We start from the raw sequence: 6,704 nt of genomic DNA on the forward strand, positions 1-6,704 counted from the left end.
GGGTTATCCGTCCGACGTACCCTGGGACTCGTGCAAGCTCAAGGCAAAGATCAGGGGTCGGCGGTCGGCAATGTGCTGAAGCTGCTCGGCGCGGCGGCTGTCACAGGTGTGCTCGTCGCCGCGGTGGCGCTTCCGGCGGTGGGTGGCGCGGGGATGACCGTGAACGCGGCGACGAACGAGCTGCGTCTTCTCCCCGAGGAGCTCAAGGAACCTCCCCTCGCGGAGAAGACCACCCTGCTCGATGCGGACGGCAAGCAGTTCGCCCAGTTCTACTTCGAGAACCGCGAGTCGGTGAAGCTCGACCAGGTCGCCGACGTCATGAAGACGGCGATCGTGGCGATCGAGGACACCAGGTTCTACGAGCACGGGGCGATCGACCTGGAAGGCACCTTCCGCGCGGCGGTGCGGAACGTCTCAGGCGGCGGGGTCGTCCAGGGTGGCTCCTCCATCACGCAGCAGTACGTCAAGCTCGTGCTGCTCAACGCGGCGGAGACCAAGGAGGAGCAGGACGCCGCCATCGAGGCGACGTTCTCCCGCAAGCTCAACGAGCTGCGCTACGCGCTGGCGGTCGAGGAGAAGTACACCAAGTCGGAGATCCTTGAGCGCTACCTGAACATCTCCTACTACGGCGCGGGAGCCTACGGCATCCAGGCCGCGTCCAGGCGCTTCTTCGACAAGCCCGCCTCCAAGCTGACCCTGTGGGAGGCGGCCACCCTGGCCGGAGCCGTGCAGAACCCGAGCCGGACCGACCCGGGGGCGGGAAAGGCCGCCCGCGCGCGGCTGCTTGAGCGGCGCAACATCGTGCTGAGCCGGATGGCCGAGCTCGGCAAGATCACAACGCAGGAAGCCGAAGAGGCCAAGAAGAAGAAGCTCGGTTTCAAGAACATCTCGGCTCCCGGCGGCTGCGAGGTGAGCGACTACCCCTACTTCTGCCTCTACGTACAGCAGGAGATCGCCTCCAACGAGGACTTCGGCAAGACCCGCAAGCAGCGTGAGAGGCTGCTCCAGCGAGGCGGCCTGACGATCAAGACGACGCTCGACCCGAAGGCGCAGAAGGCCTCGGAGAAGGCGATCCGGCAGTTCGTCCACGCCAGCGACAAGCCTGTCGCCTCGCAGGCGATGGTCGTCCCCGGCACCGGCGCCATCAAGGCGATGGCCGCCAGCCGGAAGTTCGGCGGGAACCCGAAGAAGAACGAGATCAGCTACAACCTCGTCGGCGACCGGCTGCACGGTGGCGGAGCGGGCTTCCAGGCCGGCTCCACGTTCAAGCCCTTCACCCTGCTGACGGCCCTCGACAAGGGCATGAAGCTGAACGACGGTTTCAACACCGGCACCGGCTACCAGGCCCCCAGCCACAGCGCGTTCCGCGACTGCAAGGGCAACGCGGTCGGCGAGCCCAGCCACACCGTCACCAACTCCAGTGAGGGCCCCGGCGGTTTCAACACCCTGACCACCGGCACCCTGGGCTCGGTGAACACCTTCTTCATGCGCCTGGAGCAGGAGGTCGGCCTCTGCGAGACGGTGAAGATGGCCAAGAGCCTGGGCATCCAGCGCGCCGACGGTGCCCCGCTGAAGGAGTTCGAGACCTTCACGCTCGGCATCAACGAGATGGACCCGGTGACCGTCTCCGCCGCCTACGCGACGATCGCCGCCCGCGGCACCTACTGCAGGCCGATGGTGATCACTGAGAGCACCGACCGCGAGGGCAAGAAGACGTCGTACAAGCCCAAGTGCAAGCAGGTCCTGGACGAGGAGGTCGCCGACGCGGCCACCCACATCATGTCCGGGGTCTTCACCAAGGGCACGATGAGCCAGGTCGGCGGCATCGGCCGCGACGCGGCGGGCAAGACCGGCACCACCGACGCCTACACCGCCGCCTGGTTCGCCGGGTTCACTCCCGACCTCGCCTCCGCGGTGAGCGTCGGTGACCCGCGCGGCGCCTTCGGGCACGACCTGATCGGCGTGACCATCGGCGGACGCTACTACAGCTACGTGTACGGCGCCTCGATCGCCGGCCCGATCTGGAAGAACTCGATGCTCAGCGCGCTCAGGGACGTCGAGGCGACCTCGTTCACCCCGGTGAACATGGAGCGCTTCGGCGGCTGCACCGGCAACCGGTGCGCGCCCAAGCCGCCGCCGAAGTCCGACCGGGGTGACGGCGGTGACCGTGGCGACCGTGGCGGTCGCGGTGACGGTCGCGGTCGCGGCGGCGGTGACGGTCCGCCCTCGGGCGGCGGCGACCGGGAGATCAACGGCGGCATCACGATCCCCCCGGTCATCCCCTAGGCCCGTCCCTCAGGACATCGGAGCCCTCCTCGCCCGACCCTTCGAAGGTCCGGCGCGGAGGGCTCCGGCCTTACCCGGAGAGGTATCGTGCGTGCCGCCACGGCCTCGGGTCAGGAGGACGCGAGGCGCGCCCGTACGGCCTGTGCGACGCGACCGCCCTCGGCGCGCCCGGCGACCTTCGGGTTCACGATCTTCATGACCTGGCCCATGGCCTGCGGCCCGGAGGCACCGCTCTCGGCGACGGCCTCGTCCACGAGGGCGGCGAGCTCCTCGTCGGAGAGCTGGGCGGGCAGGTACGCCTCCAGCACGGCCTGCTCGTCGACCTCCGCCTGCGCCTGCTCCGCCCGGCCGGCACCGCTGAACGCCTCGGCCGCCTCGCGGCGCTTCTTGGCCTCCTTGGCCAGCACCTTGACGATCTCGTCGTCGGTGAGCTCGCGCGCCGCCTTACCCGAGACCTCCTCGACGTTCACGGCCGCGAGGGCCATGCGAATCGTGCGGGTGCGGATCTCGTCCCTGCTCTTCATGGAGGCCGTGAGATCGGCCTTCAGCTTGTCCTTCAATGCGCTCATGCGGTCCATCTTGCCGCCTCACCAGCCCCGCTGTATCCAGAGTTTCCGTCCGGAGGGCCGATCTCGGGCATGATGAGAGGGTGAGGAAAGCAGCCGCGGTGCCCCTGTCCCTGTTCGGCGTCGGCCTGGCCGGCCTCGCGTACGCCTCGGTCATCGAGCGCAACGCGTTCCGGCTGCGCCGCTTCGACGTGCCCGTGCTGGAGCCGGGGCAGCGTCCGGTGCGCGTCCTGCATCTGTCCGACCTGCACCTCACCCCCGGCAGGCGGATGCTCATCGACTGGGTCCGCTCGCTCGGAGCCCTCCACCCCGACCTGGTGGTCAACACCGGCGACTCCATCGCGCACCCCGACGCGATCACGCCCCTGATGCATGCCCTGGAGCCCCTGCTGTCGCGTCCGGGACTGTTCGTCTACGGCTCCAACGACATGTACGAGCCGAAGCCGAAGAACCCGCTGCGCTATCTCTGGCGCACCTCCAAGGCCGACTACGGCCAGAAGATCCCCACGCTTCCCTGGGAGGAACTGGGCACCGCCATGGCCGCCGAGGGCTGGCTCGACATGAACAACACCACCGCCCGGGTCAAGGTCGGCGATCTTGACATGGCGGTGGGCGGCATCCACGACTCCCACATCAACCGCGACCGCTACGACCTGATCGCCGGCCCCGCCCCTGCCGAGGCCGACCTGCGGCTGGGGGTGATGCACTCGCCGGAGCCCCGTAACATGACCCGCTTCGCTGCCGACGGCTACCAGCTGCTGCTCGCCGGTCACACCCATGGCGGCCAGCTCTGCGTCCCCTTCTACGGCGCCCTGGTCACCAACTGCGGCATCGACCGGCCCCGGGTCAAGGGCATGAGCCGCCACGACTCCGCCTACCTCCACGTCTCCGCCGGCCTCGGCACCAGCCCCTACGCTCCGGCCCGCTTCGCCTGCTACCCCGAGGCCAGCCTGCTGACCCTGGTGCCCCGTCGGCGCGGCGACGCAAGCACCCACGAAGTCCGCTAGACTTTCCCAAGCACGAGCAAGACCGGACGTGTGACCGGGGTGTGGCGCAGCTTGGTAGCGCGCTTCGTTCGGGACGAAGAGGCCGCAGGTTCAAATCCTGTCACCCCGACGTTGAATGTCCCGAGGTAGAAGGCCGTTCTTGAGAAATCAGGAACGGCTTTCTGCGTTACTGAGTGACTTTCTCTCTCAGTTGGCGTGGCAAGGGTGGGATTACGCATAGCGCCCGTGGGCGGTGAGCCGGGCATCTCACTCGCCTTCGCGACCCCGGCTGAGGTGATCGCGTTCATACCTGCTCAGCGGTCTGTCGAGCAGGACCCGGCCGAGGTGATCCCGACACCACCTACCCCACGGCTTCCTGAACAGACCCTGGCCGCCGAGCCCGCGATACCGACACCGCCGCCCAAGCGAGCCCTCTGCCGCCTTCCCCGACACCCCCGCCCAGATCCCGCCCCGGCTCGGCACTGGACGTCGCCTCGCGCCCCGTCCCAGGCGAACATTGGGGTGGCCGGAGACGGGGGCGGACCCACGAGAGACGGGTGGGCTGCGACCACGCCTGGTCCATTTATCGCAGGTGCGATGACATAAGGGCAGCTTCTTTCTTGGTTGCCATGGGTACTGCCTCTTGAAGCCCGAATATGCGAAGGTATCGTGATTGTCCGTGGCGACGTTCTGGGTCGGCACGTGAGCCAGTAAGGAGCCCTCGTTGTTCAGGCGTCTTTCCCGGTGGGCCACGATCCCCATCGCCCTCACATTGGCCGCCGGCCTGGCCGGCTGCGGTTCCAGCGATCCGGCCACCTCCGCCTCCTCCGGCGGGTCGTCCGGAGACGGGGCCACGACGTTGACCGTGTTCGCCGCCGCGTCGCTGACCGGCACGTTCACCGAGCTGGGCAAGACCTTCGAGGCCGCACACCCGGGCACGACCGTGCGGTTCAACTTCGGTTCCAGCGCCACCCTGGCCCAGCAGATCGTCGAGGGCGCCCCGGCCGACGTCTTCGCCGCCGCCAGCCCGGCCACGATGAAGACCGTCACCGACGCCTCCCTGGCCGGCACCCCGGCCACCTTCGTGCGCAACACCCTCCAGATCGCCGTACCCGCCGACAATCCCGCCAAGGTCGACGACCTGAGCGACCTGACCGATCCGAAGGTCAAGGTCGCCCTCTGCGCCGAGCAGGTGCCGTGCGGCGCGGCAGCGGTCAAGGCGCTGGACGCGGCCGGTCTGAAGGTCACACCGGTCACCCTGGAACAGGACGTCAAGGCCACCCTCACCAAGGTCGAGCTCGGCGAGGTCGACGCCGCCCTGGTCTACAAGACGGACGTCATCTCCTCCGGCGGCAAGGTCCAGGGCATCGACTTCCCCGAGGCGGAGAAGGCGATCAACGACTACCCGATCGCCACCCTGTCCAAGGCGCCCGCCCCCGAGGCGGCCAAGCAGTTCGTCGATCTGGTGCTGTCGCAGCAGGGCAAGGACGTGCTGACCAAGGCCGGCTTCCAAGCCCCCTGACCCGCGATGACGCGATCCGCGACCCCGGCGGGCCGGAACGGCGCACAGCGCCGCCCCGGCCCGTCCGGCCGCCCGTCCGGCCGCCCGTCAGGAGGTACGGCAGGGGGTACGGCATGAGCGGCGACCAGCCCCGTAACGCCATCTGCCTGGGCGGCCCCTGCCACGGCATGCTCACCCACATCGACCAGGACATCGGCACCCTCACCGTGCCCGTCCCGCGCCGCTCACCCGAAGAGCCCGAGGGCGTCGCCCGCTACCGCATCACCCGCGAACGGGTGCACCATCCCTGCCGTGCCGAGCCGTTCATCGCCCTGCACTGGGCCGATCCCCCCGAACCGGCCGGTCCGCCCTGCCCCTGTGGCCTCAGGCACTAGACACGCCGCTCCGCGGGCGCACCTTCGCACGTCCGGCCGGCGTGCGTGCCGGCCTCGCACCGACGTAGCGCTGGATACGGCCCGCACGGCGCGGCTCTCATGGCCGGTCGCAGCGTGGAGTACTCAACGTCGGAGCGGCCAATGCCGGCATGGTTTCCAGCGCTCATAGGAGCCTTTAAGAGCATAAAGTAACCCCCCGAAGTCAACTGACAGCAGACGGTAATGTACGTTTGTGGTCATGATCGCATCGATGCGGCGGGTCGTACGGCACGGAGGCGTCGCCTTCGCGCTAGGGCTGGCCGTGCTCGGTGCCGTCGTGTTGATGCACCTGACGCTGTGCGTGGTGGCCCCCGCCCACCGGGGCCATCATCGTGCCCCCGGCCCGTGGCCGCCGGCCACGGCGACCGTCGGGGTGAGCGCCGCCGAGGATACCGGCGCCACCACCGGGCTTCTCACCCTGATCGGCGCGGGGACGCCGGCGGAGCACCTACCGTGCCCGGCGCCGCCCGTCGATGAAGATCACCACCTCTGCGGCGCGGCGGCCGGAGCGCAGATCACCGGCACGCGCGTCCTGGTGCCGGCCGGGCCTGTCGTCGGTGACCCGGTGGTGGCCGAGGAGTCCGCCACACCTCCACCGCCGCCCGCGCGGCGGCGCGCGCAACCGGTCCGTCCGCCGCCCGGGGTCGCGCTACTTCTACTCAAATCCGTTTCCCGGATATAGCCCGCCCCTCGGGCCGCCAACGACTCCACGCTCCCGCTGAGCGGTATGAGCCGTCGTTCGCGCACGCCCAAAAGCGAGCCGATCACATCGCATTCAGGGGAAACGGATCATGATATATACACTTAGTTCACCGCAGATCACTGCGAGTTCGCCACAGATCGCCAGCACCTCGCTCAGCCAGTTGATCACCGGAGCCACCTGCCACGCCCCCGAGCACGTGGTCGGCAACACCCCGGTGCTCTGGGTCCC

At 68.9% G+C, this 6,704-nt stretch carries 6 protein-coding genes and 1 tRNA gene; 6 read left to right on the forward strand and 1 reads right to left on the reverse strand.

Annotated features, from left to right (window positions below; translation table 11 throughout):
- Positions 1-30: 30 nt before the first annotated feature.
- Positions 31-2,286, forward strand: a complete 2,256-nt coding sequence (locus tag ACWD3H_RS23380; protein WP_451956446.1) for a transglycosylase domain-containing protein — start codon at positions 31-33, stop codon at positions 2,284-2,286.
- 110 nt (positions 2,287-2,396) lie between these two features.
- Here the strand turns inward: ACWD3H_RS23380 and ACWD3H_RS23385 are convergent, their stop codons facing one another.
- Positions 2,397-2,855 carry a GatB/YqeY domain-containing protein gene (locus ACWD3H_RS23385; protein ID WP_355565818.1) on the reverse strand — a complete coding sequence of 153 codons (459 nt, stop codon included), beginning with the start codon at positions 2,853-2,855 and terminating at the stop codon, positions 2,397-2,399.
- Positions 2,856-2,935: 80 nt separating this feature from the next.
- Here ACWD3H_RS23385 and ACWD3H_RS23390 point away from each other — a divergent pair, with 80 nt between their 5' ends.
- From ACWD3H_RS23390 to ACWD3H_RS23410, 5 genes are all read left to right on the forward strand, one after another.
- A complete protein-coding gene (locus ACWD3H_RS23390) occupies positions 2,936-3,859 on the forward strand; it encodes a metallophosphoesterase (protein ID WP_350966165.1) in 924 nt (307 codons plus the stop codon).
- A 35-nt stretch (positions 3,860-3,894) separates the two neighbouring features.
- A tRNA-Pro gene (locus ACWD3H_RS23395) sits at positions 3,895-3,968 on the forward strand.
- Positions 3,969-4,562: 594 nt separating this feature from the next.
- Positions 4,563-5,360, forward strand: a complete 798-nt coding sequence (modA, locus tag ACWD3H_RS23400; RefSeq protein ID WP_350966166.1) for a molybdate ABC transporter substrate-binding protein — start codon at positions 4,563-4,565, stop codon at positions 5,358-5,360.
- Between the two features lie 113 nt (positions 5,361-5,473).
- Complete coding sequence (locus ACWD3H_RS23405; protein ID WP_355565811.1) at positions 5,474-5,734, forward strand: hypothetical protein; 261 nt, start codon at positions 5,474-5,476, stop codon at positions 5,732-5,734.
- 238 nt (positions 5,735-5,972) lie between these two features.
- On the forward strand, positions 5,973-6,455 hold the full coding sequence (locus ACWD3H_RS23410) for a hypothetical protein (protein WP_451956447.1): 483 nt from the start codon (positions 5,973-5,975) through the stop codon (positions 6,453-6,455).
- Positions 6,456-6,704 lie beyond the last annotated feature (249 nt).

The sequence above is a fragment of the Streptosporangium sp. NPDC002607 genome (genome assembly GCF_053592655.1).

What these genes read in the sequence shown, in the direction of transcription:
- ACWD3H_RS23385 (WP_355565818.1), bottom strand. Translation starts at nt 2,855, where the DNA reads ATGAGCGCATTGAAGGACAAGCTGAAGGCCGATCTCACGGCCTCCATG.
- ACWD3H_RS23405 (WP_355565811.1), top strand. Translation starts at nt 5,474, where the DNA reads ATGAGCGGCGACCAGCCCCGTAACGCCATCTGCCTGGGCGGCCCCTGC.
- ACWD3H_RS23410 (WP_451956447.1), top strand. Translation starts at nt 5,973, where the DNA reads ATGATCGCATCGATGCGGCGGGTCGTACGGCACGGAGGCGTCGCCTTC.